The sequence below is a fragment of the Pseudohongiella sp. O18 genome, from assembly GCF_021729085.1.
Classification (GTDB): domain Bacteria; phylum Pseudomonadota; class Gammaproteobacteria; order Pseudomonadales; family Pseudohongiellaceae; genus Pseudohongiella.
In genome coordinates, this window is sequence record NZ_JAJSAR010000002.1 from 242,558 (window position 1) to 257,335 (window position 14,778).

The following is a 14,778-nucleotide window of genomic DNA, read 5'->3' on the forward strand; positions in this document are numbered from 1 at the left end:
TCACCTGCATGTCAGAGTATTGAATCCAGTGTTTGCTGCTTTATTACTCGTTGGCGCTCATGGCGGCTTCTGCTTCAGCCCGTCGTGCCCCCGCCAGGACGCCTGGCAGTGCATAGTTGCCCTCGTGGCAGGCGTATTCGAATATTTTTTCGTCGCTGGGCCGGGCATTAAACATCAGTTCACCGGTCCACGGCTGTCGGTAAACTGATGGGTCATCCAGTGTAAAGGTGTACAGAATCTCGGTTTCCGAGACCCGTTCGAAGCGCTCGGTCACGGTCAGGTTCTGGGAAGCACCAAACACGCGCTGTTGCGGATGAAAGCCGGTAGTGGTCACGACCAGGGTATCGCCGTCCCAGTGACCCACGGAGTCGCCCATCCACTTGTTCATTTCCGGGCGCAATTCATCATTCAGGCGGATGATACGGGCGTCGTGATTCATCTCGGCCATGATCATCACGTAGTCGTCATTCTGAACGATCTGATAATTATTGTTGTACATCACTGGCAGCATGGGCGGACCAGAGTGGTTGCCAAAGGAGAGCAGGCAGCGCTCAGCCAGCGGCCGACCCTCAGGGCCGTCATTGGCGCTGACTCCTGGTGGCAGTTCGCGGCGCAGCCGGGCACCTTCTGCAAAGGGAATCTGCCCGTTGGGTGGGTCCACGATGATGGAGGAGCGGGGCTCACCATTGATCACCTGGATGCGGTCGCCGACTTCTTTCCAGAACTCGTTGTAGCCGTCATCGGTATCGCCATCATCGCCAGCCTGGGCGCCGGCACCGGCTTCGCGATTGGGATCGCTGGGTGCAAATTCGGCATCGATGAATGAGGCATGGTTCTGTTCCATGGCACGCACCTGCTCTGGGTTCAGTACCAGCGTTTCGCCCAGATCGCGGTCGCGGGTCAGCGGAGTCAGTGTTTTATTGCTCCAGACACCCTGCAGATCAGGCTGGCCATTGGCCAGGCGGGGCAGATCGTCAGATTGGGCATGGCTGAGACCAGCCGGCAGGGTGGCAAGCAGGGACAGTGAAATAGCGGCGGCGCGGAGAGTCATTATTATTTCCCCCGGGATCGTTGGATTTGTCACAGAATTGTGCCTGAACAACACCGATTATTGGATAAAGGTTCCGGGTAAGGCAAGGTCTAATCAAGCATTTGCGGCAAATGGTCGACAATTGGACAAACTTTGCTGCAATTTTATTAAAGCCACTTCCATATCAGGTCGTTATAATCCCAAAGTTTTGTTACTCATAATTCAAATTACAGGAAGGTCGTTTTGAGATCGATTGTTCACCTGACCATTGCCGGTTTGCTTGCCATCCCGTTCAGCCAGCTGGCAGCAGCCCAACCCATTAACGCCGCCGCTACGGAAACCGTTCCCAGACTGGGAGCCGAAACCAGACTGCCTCTGCAACGATTATCGGATGATATAGACATCCGTCTTGATGGTAATCTGGACGACTCTGCCTGGCAGGGACTGACGGAGTACACCGGTTTTGGCGTGGTTGAGCCGGAAACACTTGCACCGGCACCTTACCGAACCAGGCTCAGGGTGTTTTATAACGACCGTGGTATCTACATCGGCGTCGATATGGAACAGCCGTCGGATACCCTGGTGCGCCGCATCACTGCGCGCGACAATCGCGAAGTGAACCGCGACCGGGTGTCCATAACACTGGATTCTTCCGGCGAAGGGCAGTATGGCTACTGGGTCAGTCTCGCACTGGGTGACAATCAGCTGGACGGCACGATTCTACCTGAGCGTCAGTACAACAGTCAGTGGGATGGCGCCTGGTACGGCGCGACTTCAGAAACGGCCAATGGCTGGTCCGCGGAGTTCTATATCCCCTGGGGACAGCTGGCCATGCCATCACGTGATGAAGACCGGGAGATCGGGTTTTATGCCGAGCGTGTTGTGGCCCACCTGAACCAGAACTGGTCCTGGCCGGCCATCGCCAAGTCCGATCCGGTGTTTCTGAGCAACTTTCCGCGGATGCAGCTCGATGGCGTCAACCCCACCCAGCAGTGGAGCCTGTTTCCCTCGGTTGCGTCGACCTATGATGAAATCGACAGTGAGTGGCGGCATCGCACGGGTGCAGATATATTCTGGAGACCATCCACCAACTTCCAGATGACGGCAACCATCAATCCCGACTTTGGCTCGGCAGAAGCAGATGATGTTGTGGTCAACCTCACTGCCAGCGAGACTTTTTTCCCTGAAAAGCGCCTGTTCTTCCAGGAAGGCCAGGAAATCTTTAATGTCACCTCGCGCGCCAACGGCAGTTCCGGGAAGCGCTTCACAATTCTCAATACACGACGCATTGGTGGCCGCCCACGATCGCCAGATCTGGATCCCGGTGAATCGCTGACCGCGCGCCAGCGCATTACCAACGCCGATCTGATTGGTGCGGTCAAAGCCACTGGCCAGCTGGGACGTGTGCGTTATGGTCTGCTGTCAGCGGTGGAAGACGAGACCCGATACAATGTCGGCGGTCAGCGCATTGAGCAGGAAGGTCGCGACTTCACAGCTTTCCGTGTGCTCTATGAGGATGCAGCAGGCGGTGCCGCGTATCGCGGGCTGGGTTACATTGGCACACTGGTGGCACACCCTGACTCTGATGCCGAAGTGCATGCGGTGGACTATCGTTATCTGACCCAGGGCGGTATCTGGAGCTTTGATGGCGCTGTGGTGACCTCCGACTCCGATGAAAACGGCCAGGGTTATGGCACCTTCACCGACATCGTTTACTCACCGCGGCAGGGCTTTAAACACACCCTGAACCTGACCTACCTGGATGACACCATCGACATCAATGACTTTGGTTACCAGGATCGCAATAACGTCTGGGAAGCCTGGTATCGTTTTGAGTGGATCAAGACCAACCTGGGCTGGGCGCGTGATATCCGTGTCAGTCCCTTCCTGCGCTACGAGGAGAGTCTGGACGGTGATCGCACCAACAATGCCGTGCCTGTAATCAGCACGACCATCACGCTGAATAATCTGGACCGGGTCAACCTGAGCTTCCAGCACTTCCCCAAGCGTTATGATGATCTGAACAGTTTTGGCAATGGCACCTTTGCTACCCGTGAGCGTCTGAATGCCAGCGCCAACTACAGCACCAATACTGCTCTGCCGTTCAGCTGGGAAATTGGCTTTGGCCGTTCCGAGGAATTTGCCAGTGGTGACAGCTATCGCTATGACCTGGGGATGAACTGGCGTCCGCTGCCGAACATTAATTTCGCGGCCAATGTTAACTATCAGGATCGTGACGGCTGGTTGTTGCATCAGGGCGGTCAGAACTTTACTGCCTTTGAAACTTCGCAGTGGGAAAGCAACTTCCGTTTTGAGTACTATCTGACCGCCAAGCAGCAGCTCAGTGCGGGTCTGCAGTGGGTAGGCATCAAGGCGCTGGGTGATCGCTACTTCCGCCTGCCTGCGAATGCACCGACCCGCAACCGTGATCTGATCGAAGTGGATCAGCACTCGGCGACACCCGGGGATTTCTCGATTTCGCAGATGAACTTCCAGCTGCGCTACCGTTGGGAGATTGCGCCGTTGTCAGATCTGTTTATCGTCTACAACCGCAACGCCAACCGTCGTGCGGGCCTGTTCGACTTTTCCGATCAGTTTGATGATTCCTGGCAGAACCCACTGGTCAGCCAGCTGGTTATCAAGCTGCGTTACCGCCTCGGTACCTGAGGACTTTGCAGTGCAGCACTGGAGCCCTGATTTGATATCAGGGCTCCAGGTGCCACTCAATAGAATTTCATAGCAGGCGCGCCAGTGTCAGCAGTGCTCTCTCCAGCCGCGCATCCCAGCGCACGGCACAGTTCAATCGCAGGCAATGGCCAAACTTGCCGCTGGCAGAAAACAGCGGACCTGGCGCAAAGCTCACACCTTCATCCATCGCCTGTGCCATCAATGCGGTGGTGTTGATATCTTCTGGCAGCTCCACCCACAGCACAAAACCACCGGCAGGTCGGCTGACCCGGGTATCTTCCGGAAACAGCTGTGTCACCCTGTCGGTCATGCGGGCAATGGCTCGCACATATTCACTGGCTGAGCGCCTCACTTCCCGTTCGTAGTGGCCGTGCTGCAGAATATGCGCCAATGCAAGCTGACCGGGTGAATTAACCGAAACCGTGTTTACAAACTGCAGATAGGTTGCTTCAGCATGGCGTTTGCCAGGAACCAGCCAGCCCACCCGCATGCCAGCCGACAGGGTTTTCGACGATGAAGAACAATAGTAGACCAGACCTTCGGTGTCCCAGCGCTTGACCGGCGAAGGTCGTCTTATATTGAACGACAGGTCTCCATAAATATCATCTTCAATCAGTGGTACCTGGTGTCTGCTCAGGCATTTCATCAGCGCCTGCTTGCGTGCGTCACTCATACATACGCCAAGCGGGTTGGAAAAGTTGGGGACCAGAATGCAGGCTGCGACCTTCCATTTTTCCAGTGCGAGATCCAGCGCTTCTATGGAGATGCCTGTCTCGGGGTCGGTTGGAATCTCCAGGGCCTTCAGCCCCAGCGATTCGATGACCTGCAGCAGTCCGTAATAGGTTGGCGACTCTAGAGCCACGGTATCGCCGGCCTGAGTCAGCAACTTCAGGGCGATGGCAATGGATTCCTGACAGCTGTTGGTGACCAGTACATCGTCAGCGTTAACCAGACATTGCATACCCGCCAGCCTGCGCGCAATCTGCTGACGCAGCTCAGGTGCACCAGGTGGGAATTCGTAACCTGCACAGCGCCTGCGCTGGGTCTTGAGTACGTGATGAAAAGCCTGTTCCACCTGCCGCGCAGGTAGAAAATCAGCGTCTGGTACGGCGGCGCCCAGATTGACAATCCCGGGATCGTTGACGGCCTGGAGTAACTGCAGTACGCGCTCCTGTCCGGTGACTGCGCGTGGCCGGTGGCTGGTGCTTGCCTTCCTCGGCATATCGCGCTGGGCAGGTGGCTGGCGCACAAAATAGCCGGACCGCGGCCTGGCTTCCAGCACGCCTCGCTGCTCAAGCTCACGACAGGCACTGACGGCTGTGGCGATGCTGACTTCCTGCTGAATACTGAGTTTGCGAACTCCTGGCAGCCGGGAACCGACAGGGAAAAGTCCTGCGGCGATTTGTGTCTGCAGTCGGTCTGCCATTTCCAGATAAAGCATAGTAGCTCCAGTGTTACAGTCCAGCGGTACAGATAGGTCTCAGGCCGCCATTACAGATGTGTGAATATCAAAACTGTAACGGTTCAAATTCATTATTTTATATCTGTATTGGTGGTGCCTGTCCAGCTACAGTGGCATGCGTAATAGCACTATGTGCAGGTATGACTCCTGCGGAGGAGAATTGATATGGCATTGGAGCAGATTCTGGCACTTGTCGGGTTTGTGCTTGTCATGACAGGAACACCGGGGCCTAACAATATGATGTTGCTTGCCTCGGGCGCTAATTTTGGTTTTCAACGATCGATACCGCATATTCTGGGAATCACAGTCGGATGTCAGATATTGCTGGTCGCCGTGGCACTGGGGATTGGTCAGCTGCTGCTGCGTGTGCCCCAGGCTGCAGGCCTGCTGAAGGTATTGTGCGGAGTTGCGCTGCTGTATCTCACCTGGTTGCTGGTGCGACCGGCGCCCGCTATTGATGAGTCTGCGCCCTTGAAGGTTAAACGTCCGTTGAGTTTCTGGCAGGCTGCGCTGTTTCAGTGGGTGAATCCCAAAGCATGGATGATGATGATTACGGCTGTGGCAACCTATACACAGCCAGAGGCCATGCTAGACAGTCTTCTGATGATTGGTCTTATGTTTGCCGTAGTCGGTATCCCCTGCATCAGTATCTGGAATCTGTTTGGCGCGTCGCTGCGACGCTTTCTGGCAAATGCAAGACGAGCGCGTCAGTTCAATCTGCTGATGGCAGGGCTGTTGCTGGCCTCCATGTATCCCTTGCTGGTGTGACAGAGCTTGCGAACGCATTAGCACATTGTATGAATTGGCTTATCATCGGCCCGGTTAAACGGAAGTGCTCGATAATCAGGAGGAAAGTGTGGTGAACACAAAGTCTGTGGACTACCTGACACATGCCAATACGATGGCGACCTATAATCAATGGATGAATCAGAAGCTTTACGAGGCCAGCGCCAGCCTGAGTGATGAGCAGCGCAAACAGGACCAGCGAGCCTTTTTCAAGTCCATACACGGTACGCTGAATCATCTGATACTGGCTGACCGAATCTGGATGGGACGTTTTACAGGCAAACCATACGTCGTGCCGTCACTGGACTACATGCTGACTGATTCTTTTGAGGAGCTGCGACAGGCCAGAGAAGCGGAAGATCAACGCATTATTGACTGGGCAGGCAGCCTGGACCGGGAAACCGTTGAGTCAGAGCTGCATTTCACCCCGATGACCAACCCGCAGCCCCGAACCCTGCCGATGTGGCTGGCGCTGACACATTTTTTTAATCATCAGACCCATCATCGTGGGCAGCTCACTACATTGTTATTCCAGCAGGGCATGGACCCGGGTGTGACGGACCTTTTGTATATGCCTGGACTGTCATGAGGAAAGCGATCGGCAGCCGGGGCCGCTGAGACGACTGCGCCCGCCGGCCACCGGGGCCACTATTATCTGCGTGCCGATGCGTTCTTTGAGTGCTGCAACGTGAGAAATGACACCGATCAATTTGCCTTGCTGCTGCAGGCCGGACAGTGTATCCAGTGCGACATCCAGAGCTTCTTCATCCAGAGTTCCAAACCCTTCGTCCAGAAACAGCGAGTCGACCCGCACATTGCGACTGGCTATGCCTGACAGCCCGAGTGCCAGGGCCAGCGACACGATAAAGCTCTCGCCGCCTGACAGGTTCTTTGTTGAACGTGTTTCTCCGGCCTGATAGTTGTCGATGACATTCAGTTCCAGCGGTTGCTCGCGATCACGGACCAGCAGGTATCGATCGGTCATTTTCTGTAATTGCTGATTGGCATGCGACACCATCAATTCAAATGTCAGGCCCTGTGCAAAATTGCGGAATTTCTTGCCGTTACTGGAGCCAATCAGTTCATGCAGGCGTCCCCAGCGTTCGACCTCATCGCGGTGTCGGTCAATCTGTTCTGACAGTGATTGCTGTCGCTGGCGCGCCTCGTCGTTGTCCTTAAGGCGTTGTCGAACAGCGCCGAGTGATTCCCGCAATGAGTTGGCCGTCGTTTCCTCTGCCTGCAACTGCTGTTGTAGAAGCTGTCGTGTTTCCTCACCCGGTTTACTGTTTAGCAGGGCCTCCAGTTCCTCATTGCGACGCCGCAACAGTGCCTTGATGGTTTTGCCTTCGTCCGTTAATGCCTGAATCCGGTCCGCCAGCTGCTTGCGTTCCCGTTCCGGCAACTGGGCCGACAGCAAGGCCTGTTCATTCTCGAATTGCTGAGCAGACAATAATTCGCAGAAATGTGATTCGGCATCATTTAACTGGTGGCACAATCTGTGTACGCTCTTGATTCCAGTTGCGATGCGTCGTTCACAGTCGCTAAGTTGCTGGCCCAGTCGATTCAGGCTTACTTGTGCGGTGTGCAGTGACTGCCGTGCTTTCTGTGTTTTTTCAGTGACAGACTGCTCTTGCTGCTCAACTGATTTGTCACCCAGCAGATCCCGCCGTTGCTGCACAAGATTCTCAAGTTTCAGCTGGCTTGCTTCCAGCTGGCGCTTGATGCTCAGTGCTTCGCGTGCGCCCTCAGTGGCAATCTGCTTTTGTTGGGCGGCATGCAATCTGGCCTGGGCCGCATCAATTTCCTCGAGCGTTTTGCTTAGAGTGGCTTTCTGCTCGATGATTGAGTCGCGACGTGATGCGACTGTGGCACTCAGCCTGTCTTGTTCAGTGTGTATGCCAAGCTCAAGGCACTGGCTTTCGATATGTCTACGTAATTCAGACTGCCTGTGCTGGAGTGCCTCGATCTGCTGCTGCAGTTGCTCCTTTCTGGTGTGCCATGTCACTTCTTTTTTGCCAGCAGTGGAAACGGTTTGAGTACTGTTTTCCAGGGCCTGTTGAGTGCTGTCGATGTCTGCCTGAACTGCGTCCTGATTGATGTCCGGCTGATGACTGGCATAAGGGTGCTGTGTGGAGCCGCAAAGCGGGCAGGGCACATCTTCTTCCAGTTGCGTACGCATGGCTTCCATGTCCAGCACGCGCTGCTGCAATCGCTGCTGCTCCTGCAGTGACTTTAATGTTTTCTGGTGCGCCAGCACCATGGCCTCCGCCTGCTCGCGCTCATGACTGGCGCGAACATGTTCGTTGTTGGCGTTGGCATTTTCCTGCTCGAGTTTCGACACCTGTTCGTCTGAGGATGAGAGTGATTCGATATCGCGGAGCAGATTGGCATGCGCGCCAAGCTTCGCTGTCGCCGCTTCGGACTGCGCCCTGATGTCGGCACTGCTGCTGGCACGGGTCAGTTTCTGGAGGTGTTGCTCTGCGGCGCGTACTTCGCTGCTGGCAAGTTCGTGGACTGCGTCAGCGTCCGCCGGATCCATCTGCAGGATTCTGTCTTTTTGCAGGCCCTTGTCTTTGATGCATTTTGCCAGTTCGTGCTGCTGATGTTCTGCCGACACTCTGGTCTCTGTAATCTGGGTATCCAGAGCATCGACTTTTCGGAACAAGGGACGCATCTTCTGCTCTTGGGCCTCGGCTTCCTGCAGCGCTTCCTCACCGTCTGAGATAAGTCGCTGTTGCTGTTCGATGTCATCCTGCAGTTTTTGCTGCAGGGTTTTGTCGTCAGTCAGTCGCTGTTTCTCGGTTTGCTGCTGACGTCGCAACTCAGTCAAGCCTGTGTATTTAGAGCTGAGTTCCAGCGCCCGGTTGGCTGCCTCCAGCTGGCGTCGGTCTGGCGCGGACGCTGCCTCTCGTTGCTGCCATTGCTGCTGGTCGTGCTGAAGTTGTTCCAGACTGCTGCGCAGCTCTTCACACTTGATATGCCATTGGTATTTCTGGCGCAGAGAATCGATTTGCACAGTTGCAGTCTGCAGCTGCGCGGCAAGCTGCGAGGCTTCATTCTGCAGTCCGGTTTCCTGCTCCTCCGTCAGCAATTGCGTGCCCTGTTGCTCAGCCAGCAAAAGTGCAAGCTGCTGTTTCTTCTCGCTGAGCCGCTCGTGCACCGCCAGGGAGATATCGCCATAGATGGCGGTGCCGGTTATCTTTTCCAGTATCGGCGCGCGGTCATCGGGTGTGGCTCTCAGGAAGGCGGTAAACCCACCCTGGGCCAGCAGCATGGATTGCGTGAACCTGGCGAAGTCCATGCCGGTCAACTCTACAATTCGAGAGCCAACAGTGCTCAACTTGCTGTCGATGATTTTCCCGGACTCTGCATCCACAACTTCATGTCGGGCGGCCTGCAGTTTGCCGTCCGGTTTTTTGCGAGCGCGGTGCTGTGCCCAGAACGCGCGATAGCGACCCTGTTGCGTGCTGAAGGTAATTTCCGCAAAACACTCGCCGCTCTGGCGCGACATGATTTCATTGCTGGAGGCAGTGATGGAACCAAGCCGCGGTGTCTGTCCATAAAGCGCCAGACACATCGCATCAAGCAGCGTGCTTTTGCCGGCACCGGTGGGGCCGATAATGGCAAAAATTCCGTCACTTGTGTAGGCCGGGTCTGTGAAGTCGATTTCCCATTCGCCAAGCAGGGAGTTCAGGTTCTGAAAGCGTATGCCCAGAATGCGCATGTTTATTCAGCCCGCCGATCTGCTGTTTGCATGTCGTTGACGATCTCGCTGTAAAGGCTTCGCAGCTCCTCGCGTTCATCCATCGGAACCTCATGCTGGCTGAGACAACGTTCAAAAACATCCTCTGGTGTCAGTTCATCCAGCGTCTGTTCGTCGTCGCTCTGGCTTAAGGCTCGCTGGACTGCCTGAGGGTGTTTTATCCTCAGCACGGTGAGTCGTCCTGCGCCTATATCGGCGGCGAAGGATTCCAGTTTTTCGCGCAGCTCAGGCTGTCGACGCTGACTGGTGTACACCAGCTCGACCCAGGTGTCGCCAGGCAGTTCCGCGACATCACGCAGGGCATCCTGCAATGTTTCAAGGTCACCGCGGCACTGACGCAGGCGTTGAAAGACTGGTACAGGCAACAACTTCAGCTGCGGTTCGCGGCCCCGGAACTCCAGCAGGCAGACCGACTTTTGCTGGGTCGCCTCACCAAAGCCCATCGGCAGCGGTGAGCCGCTGTAACGGATGTAGGTATTCCCGCCGACAGCCTGAGGTACATGCAGGTGGCCCAGCGCCACATAATCCAGAGATGAAGGGAAGATGTCAGGGCCTACATGTGCCAGCGACCCGACATACAGATCACGGACGCCATCGTCTTCCACAGTCTGTGCGCCTGCGGTAAACAGGTGGCCCATACCTATGATGGGTACATCAATACCGGTCTCACTCTTTTTCACAGACGTTTCGGTGCTGCCAGGTTCGGCTCGCAGTGTTTCTGCAGCTGCCACAACCTGCTGGTAGTGCAGGGCGATGCCCGACAGCAGTTTCTGCTCCTTGTCGGCCATGGATTCGCCGGCCTCAGATTGTCGAATATCGCGGTCGCGCAGGTAGGGGACTGCGCAGACGATCATCATGGGCTGCTGCTGTGAATCTCTGAGCAGCAGAACTTCTTCTGCCGGATCATCCAGCGCGGCACCAACAACGTGGACATTCAGTGCCTGTAGCAGTTGCCGGGGAGCATTCAGGAATGTGGGTGAATCATGATTACCGCCGATGATCACAATGTGCTGGCACTGTGTTGCGCTGACCCGGCGCAGAAAGTCGTAATACTGCTGCATAGCGCGGTTGCTGGGGGTGGTGGTGTCGAAAATGTCACCCGCGATCAGAAGTACATCAATGAGCTCCGTCTCAATGGTGCTGACCATCCAGTCCAGCATGCAGTCAAATTCTTCATAACGTTTGTGGCCGTAAAGACTGCGGCCCAGATGCCAGTCTGAAGTATGTAAGACGCGAAGTGTCATGTTCGGGGGTGTTCGTTAATTGGGTGGATTCAGTTTGCCGGTCAGACGCTGCAAATGCCGCTGCAGCTCGTCCTGGCTGATGTCGATGATCTCGCAGACACGGCCATACAGCATGATGGTGGATACAGAACGTCCACCCAGTTCCTGTTGCGTATCATGCAGCACTTTAAGGATTATTCGCTCAACACGGGTCAGTCCATCCCTGACATCGGGGATGGTATCCAACAGATCATCCCTTGGAAAAGCACTCATCCTTGCTCCTGCTTGGCAGTTATCGGTCGTGTCGATTGTTATATCAACGGCTGCAGGGGAAGCGTTGCTGCAGGCCGCTCAGCAGCAGAGACTCTACCAGATAATCGTCCTGCACGTCTGCCTCCGCGGCCTGCTGGCGTACGATTGAGACAATTTCATCAAGGCCCATTGAACCACCTGAAGGGGGACAGAACAGGGTTGCCAGCTCTGCGTTGACGGCAGTGCGGTGGTAGGTGAAAAGTGCAGTCGTGATGTCACTCATACGCTGGATTATGGCTGTATTGGCGGGGTTGCCCTGCTCGACAGACTGGATTTCCTGGTGCAGTTCCAGCCAGGTCAGTGCCTTGACTGGCGCTGCAGCGACACACAGGCAAACCAGAAATAAGGTCCTCATGATTCGAATACCTCCAGATAATTATTGTTTTACAATAATAAAATATTGTTTTACGATGTCAATAGTGAAATTTTTGTGTTCTGTCCAGGAGGGCATGGCAATGAATCATCTGGTGCGGATAGGCCGTATCAGCAGGCTGATGCAGATCGCCTGCACACTGTATCTGGTGTTGGCGCCCGTGATGCTGCTAGTGATCTGGTTGAGTTTCGAAACACTGGGTCCACGTTGGCAGACACTCCAGCAGCTACCGATCAGACCGGAATATGTCGGCACCCTGAATCTGGTGCTGGGCGCCATGGTCAGTGCACTTCCGCTTGGTCTGATGATGTGGGGTGTCTGGCATTTGCGCATGTTGTTTGGGCAGTTCCGTCGCGGCGAGATCTTTAATGACAGAGCTGCAGCAAACCTGCTGGTGTTCGCACGCATGCTGTTCATCACAGTGTTGATTTCGCCGCTGATCAGCGCGCTGCTCAGCCTGGTACTGACCATGAGTAATCCGCCTGGACAACGGGCGATTACCCTGAGTACGGGCAGCAATGATCTGGGACAGCTGTTTATCGCCGGTCTGTTGTTGGCGGTGGCCTGGGTTCTACGCGAGGGACATCGCATCCAGTCAGAAAACGAGGCATTTGTCTGACAGTGGCGATTATCGTAAACCTCGATGCAATGCTGGCTATCCGCAAAAAGCGATCCAAAGAGCTGGCCGCTTATGTCGGAATAACAGAGCAGAATATCTCGCTGTTGAAGACAGGCAGGGTGAAGGGTATTCGCTTCGCGACGCTGGAAAAGATATGTGAATTTCTTGAATGTCAGCCGGGTGACATTCTTAGGTATGTAGCTGGCGAAAACGAAGCGCCATCAGACGGCGAAGCCGAATGATGGCGCTCATTGGTGTTTTACAGTGAGGTATTACAGATCAAAACGATCAGCGTTCATCACCTTGGTCCAGGCCGCCACAAAATCCTTGACGAATTTTTCTTTGGCGTCGTCCTGGGCGTAGACCTCTGACAGTGCCCGCAACTGTGAGTTGGAACCGAAAACCAGATCCACGCGGGTGCCTGTCCATTTTACTTCTCCGGACTTGCGATCGCGGGCTTCGAACACATTGTCTTCACCCTTGACCGGCGCCCACTCGAGGTCCAGATCAGTCAGGTTGACAAAGAAGTCATTGGTCAGCTTGCCAGGTGTTTTGGTCAATACGCCGTGTTTGGCGCCTTTGTAGTTGGCGTTCAATACACGCAGTCCGCCCACCAGCACAGTCATCTCTGGTGCGCTCAGTTGCAGCAGCTGGGCTTTGTCGACCAGCATTTCTTCATCTGACACCGTAAACGCGGCGCGGCGATAGTTGCGGAAGCCGTCTGCTTCGGGACGCAGTGGATCGAAAGATTCCGCATCTGTCATTTCCTGAGTCGTATCGGTGCGACCTGGCGCAAATGGTACAGCAATGCTGTGACCGGCATCCTTGGCAGCCTTTTCAACGGCAGCGCTGCCGCCCAGTACAATCAGGTCAGCCAGTGAGACCTGTTTGCCTGACTGTGAACTGTTGAATTCAGACTGAATGGCTTCCAGTTTGCCCAGCACTTTGGCCAGTTGTTCCGGCTGGTTTACTTCCCAGTCTTTCTGGGGTGCCAGGCGGATACGCGCACCGTTCGCGCCGCCGCGCATGTCGGAACCACGGAAAGTTGAGGCAGAAGACCATGCTGTGTAAACCAGCTCGGAGACGGTCAGACCGGAGCCTAGAATCTTCGCCTTGAGATCAGCAATGTCCTTGTCGTTGATAAGCTCGTGATCAACTGCAGGTACCGGATCCTGCCAGATCAGGTCTTCGGCCGGCACTTCCGGCCCGAGATAGCGAGACTTCGGCCCCATGTCACGGTGCGTCAGTTTAAACCAAGCTCGCGCGAAAGCATCGGCAAACTCTTCCGGGTTCTTGTGGAAGTGCTGGGAGATTTTGCGGTACTCAGGATCTTCCCGCATGGCCATGTCGGCCGTCGACATCATGATGCCGACTTTCTGTGATGCATCTTCGGCGTCGGGTGCCTTGTCTTTGTCAGCCAGGTTCTTGGGCTGCCACTGGTTAGCGCCAGCCGGACTCTTGGTCAGTTCCCATTCATAACCGAACAGAACATCGAAGTAGCTCATGTCCCACTTTGTCGGCGTGGGCGTCCATGCACCTTCCAGTCCGCTGGTTATCGCATCGCGGCCTTTACCGCTTTTGTAGCTGCTCTTCCAGCCCGTGCCCATCTGCTCGATCGGCGCTGCTTCCGGCTCAGGACCAACATGGGAGGGGTCACCGGCACCGTGGGTTTTGCCGAAGGTATGACCGCCAGCGGTCAATGCAACGGTTTCGTAATCGTCCATGGCCATGCGCTTGAAGGTCTCGCGGATGTCTTTGGCAGAAAGCAGCGGATCAGGATTGCCATCCGGGCCTTCCGGATTTACGTAGATCAGACCCATCTGCACGGCAGCCAGGGGGTTTTCCAGCTCGCGCTCGCCAGAATAACGGCTGTTGGGTTTGTCACTGGTGGCCAGCCACTCGTCTTCCGCACCCCAGTAGATATCTTCTTCAGGTTGGTAGATGTCGGCGCGACCGCCGGCAAAGCCGAATGTTTTGAATCCCATCGATTCCAGTGCAACATTACCAGTAAGGATGTACAGGTCAGCCCAGGAAAGTTTGTTGCCATACTTCTTTTTGATCGGCCAAAGCAGGCGACGGGCTTTATCCAGGTTGCCGTTGTCGGGCCAGCTGCCAAGCGGTGCGAAACGCTGAGCGCCAGTGCCAGCGCCGCCGCGGCCATCACCCATACGGTAGGTGCCAGCACTGTGCCAGGCCATACGAATAAAAAACGGACCATAGTGACCGTAGTCAGCCGGCCACCAGTCTTTGGAGTCGGTCATTAAGGCTTCGAGGTCTTTCTTGACAGCTGCCAGGTCGAGTGACTTGAATGCATCAGCATAGTTGAAGTCATCGCCCAGTGGATTCGATTTCGGCGAGTGTTGATGCAGGATGCCCAGGTTCAACTGGTTGGGCCACCAGTCCTGCACTCCCGTGCCTTTGCCGCCCATCTGGGTGCGGGAGCCGTGCATCACGGGGCATTTGCCAGCGCTGTTTTCGTTTTGACGGTCCATAACTCACTCCATTGTTCTGCATGAATTGTT

General features: G+C 55.4%; 12 protein-coding genes. 5 read left to right on the forward strand and 7 right to left on the reverse strand.

The features are described from left to right. Positions 1-43: 43 nt before the first annotated feature. Positions 44-1,051, reverse strand: a complete 1,008-nt coding sequence (locus LVD14_RS08305) for a hypothetical protein (RefSeq protein ID WP_237133621.1) — start codon at positions 1,049-1,051, stop codon at positions 44-46. A gap of 222 nt (positions 1,052-1,273) precedes the next feature. Here LVD14_RS08305 and LVD14_RS08310 point away from each other — a divergent pair, with 222 nt between their 5' ends. After that, entirely contained in the window at positions 1,274-3,697 is a 2,424-nt protein-coding gene (locus tag LVD14_RS08310) for a DUF5916 domain-containing protein (protein WP_237133622.1), read from the forward strand. 67 nt (positions 3,698-3,764) lie between these two features. On the opposite strand, the gene LVD14_RS08315 is transcribed toward LVD14_RS08310, so the two are convergent. Then, positions 3,765-5,159, reverse strand: a complete 1,395-nt coding sequence (locus LVD14_RS08315) for a PLP-dependent aminotransferase family protein (RefSeq protein ID WP_237133623.1) — start codon at positions 5,157-5,159, stop codon at positions 3,765-3,767. A 186-nt stretch (positions 5,160-5,345) separates the two neighbouring features. Between LVD14_RS08315 and LVD14_RS08320 the strand changes: the two genes are divergently transcribed. Both LVD14_RS08320 and LVD14_RS08325 read left to right on the forward strand, forming a co-directional pair. Further along, entirely contained in the window at positions 5,346-5,948 is a 603-nt protein-coding gene (locus LVD14_RS08320) for a LysE family translocator (RefSeq protein ID WP_237133624.1), read from the forward strand. Positions 5,949-6,039: 91 nt separating this feature from the next. Next, positions 6,040-6,555: a DinB family protein gene (locus LVD14_RS08325; protein WP_237133625.1), complete on the forward strand. Its 516-nt coding sequence runs from the start codon at positions 6,040-6,042 to the stop codon at positions 6,553-6,555. Here LVD14_RS08325 and LVD14_RS08330 read toward each other — a convergent pair. From LVD14_RS08330 to LVD14_RS08345, 4 genes are read right to left on the reverse strand one after another with little or no spacing between them, the layout of a single operon-like run. Further along, positions 6,550-9,690: an AAA family ATPase gene (locus tag LVD14_RS08330; protein WP_237133626.1), complete on the reverse strand. Its 3,141-nt coding sequence runs from the start codon at positions 9,688-9,690 to the stop codon at positions 6,550-6,552. The two genes, LVD14_RS08325 and LVD14_RS08330, sit on opposite strands and share 6 nt — an antisense overlap. A gap of 2 nt (positions 9,691-9,692) precedes the next feature. Further along, positions 9,693-10,973, reverse strand: a complete 1,281-nt coding sequence (locus LVD14_RS08335) for an exonuclease SbcCD subunit D C-terminal domain-containing protein (protein ID WP_237133627.1) — start codon at positions 10,971-10,973, stop codon at positions 9,693-9,695. A 15-nt stretch (positions 10,974-10,988) separates the two neighbouring features. Further along, complete coding sequence (locus LVD14_RS08340) at positions 10,989-11,225, reverse strand: hypothetical protein (protein ID WP_237133628.1); 237 nt, start codon at positions 11,223-11,225, stop codon at positions 10,989-10,991. A 43-nt stretch (positions 11,226-11,268) separates the two neighbouring features. After that, positions 11,269-11,619 (reverse strand): hypothetical protein, encoded by a 351-nt coding sequence (locus LVD14_RS08345; RefSeq protein ID WP_237133629.1) that lies wholly within the window; start codon positions 11,617-11,619, stop codon positions 11,269-11,271. A 94-nt stretch (positions 11,620-11,713) separates the two neighbouring features. Here LVD14_RS08345 and LVD14_RS08350 point away from each other — a divergent pair, with 94 nt between their 5' ends. Both LVD14_RS08350 and LVD14_RS08355 read left to right on the forward strand, forming a co-directional pair. Next, a complete protein-coding gene (locus LVD14_RS08350) occupies positions 11,714-12,256 on the forward strand; it encodes a DUF2975 domain-containing protein (protein ID WP_237133630.1) in 543 nt (180 codons plus the stop codon). A gap of 29 nt (positions 12,257-12,285) precedes the next feature. Then, a complete protein-coding gene (locus LVD14_RS08355) occupies positions 12,286-12,498 on the forward strand; it encodes a helix-turn-helix domain-containing protein (protein WP_272907295.1) in 213 nt (70 codons plus the stop codon). Positions 12,499-12,528: 30 nt separating this feature from the next. On the opposite strand, the gene katG is transcribed toward LVD14_RS08355, so the two are convergent. Next, positions 12,529-14,748 (reverse strand): catalase/peroxidase HPI, encoded by a 2,220-nt coding sequence (gene katG, locus LVD14_RS08360; RefSeq protein WP_272907264.1) that lies wholly within the window; start codon positions 14,746-14,748, stop codon positions 12,529-12,531. Positions 14,749-14,778 lie beyond the last annotated feature (30 nt).